Below are 1587 nucleotides of genomic sequence, written 5' to 3' on the forward strand. Positions count from 1 at the left end.
CCTAACTCGAAAATCGACCGTAACTTGACGTGCGGCAGCATCCCGCGTCGCGGAGCGGCGCGGGATGGGTCTTGTTGGGTGGTGCGTTAGGCGGCGAGGTCGAGGGTGACGCGGTAGCCGAGGGCTTCGAGTTGATGGATGTGGTTTCGTTTGCGGCGTTCGGTGTCAGTGCGGCTGAGGTAGAAGTCGGCGCCGAGATCACGGAAGCCGGCTGCGGGGTCGGATAGCAGGTGCCAGATGATCGTCAGGACCGAGCGGCCGACCGCGACGATGGCGCGTTTGGCGCCGCGTCTTCGCGCGATGCGCCGATAGCGTTCGCCGAGAAACGTGCTGGTGCGGGCGGCGGAGACCGCGATCTGTCCGAGGACGCGGGCGAGATAGCGGTTGCCGTGCCCGGTTGACCCGGTGCCTTTGCGGCGGCCGGCTGATTCCTTGACGCCGGGCGCGAACTTGGCCCAGCCGGCCAGGTGGGCCGGGGTCGGGAAGCGGGTCATGTCCACGCCGATCTCGGCGATGATCGCAGCAGCGGCGGCCGGGCCGACCCCGGGGATCTCAAGAAGCCGGGCCGCCGCCGGGGCGAAAGGGGCCAGTTGCGCCTCGATCCGGGCGTCGACCTCACGGATGTCGGCCTCGACCTGCTCGACCCGGGCGATCATCTTGCCCAGCAGGAACGCGTGGTGATCGGTGAAGCTGCCGGTGAGAGCTTCCTGCAGGGCGGGGATCTTGCGGCGCAGGCTGGAGCGGGCCAACTCGGCCAGAGTGTGTGGGTCGCGCTGCCCGGCGATCAACGCCGCCATCATGGCCCGCCCCGACGTGCCGAACAGGTCGCTGACCACGACCGACAGTTTGATCTGCGCGTCTTCGAGCAGCTTCTCCGCCCGGTTGCGTTCCGCCCCGGCCTCGGCGATCAGATCGACCCGGTAGCGGGTCAGGTCCCGCAGCATCCGGATCGGCGCCGGTGGCACGAAACTCGGCCGGATCATCTGCCGTTCGGCGACCTTGCACAACCACACCGCGTCCAGCTTGTCGGTCTTCGGCCGGCCCGGTAGATGCTTGACGTCGCGGGCGTTGACCAGCCACACCTCGAACCCGTGCGCTTCGAGGAGGTAGAACACCGGTTTCCAGTAGTCACTGGTGGCTTCCATGACCACCCGGGTCACCCCCAGCGCGGCCAAGCGCTCGGCCAGCCCGATCAGTGATCGGGTCATCGTCGGGTAGGTCCGCACTTCCTGCAGCCGCCGTCCGGGCTTCGTCTCGTCAGGAACCCGCGCGCAGCACACCAACGACGCCTTGCCGATGTCCAACCCCGCCACACGCGTGATGATCTGCTCTTCGTCCTGGGCTTGTTCCAGCAACCGAAAACCTCCCCACCAGCGCGAACATCAGGGCGGTCGCCCGCGGCAGCCACAGAACGGGTGAATCTAACTCGCGTGCTCGCAGCAACAGTGAAGGGCCCACAACGCGGCTACCAGCGTCCGACTAACCCACGACCTCACACGGACCAAGGAGCGACGACGTCAGCGAGCGACCCACACGATTTTCAGCCCGGAACGGGCCACCTCGCCAGAGGCGACAAGGACTAACCCC

The 1587-nt window shown here is 67.4% G+C and carries 1 protein-coding gene; it reads right to left on the reverse strand.

What is annotated here, in order from left to right:
* Window positions 1–86: 86 nt before the first annotated feature.
* Window positions 87–1355: an IS110 family transposase gene (locus AB0I11_RS34365; protein ID WP_357330109.1), complete on the reverse strand. Its 1269-nt coding sequence runs from the start codon at window positions 1353–1355 to the stop codon at window positions 87–89.
* Window positions 1356–1587 lie beyond the last annotated feature (232 nt).

The sequence above is a fragment of the Micromonospora sp. NPDC050495 genome, assembly GCF_040655175.1.
In the GTDB taxonomy this organism is placed as follows: Bacteria; Actinomycetota; Actinomycetes; order Mycobacteriales; family Micromonosporaceae; genus Micromonospora.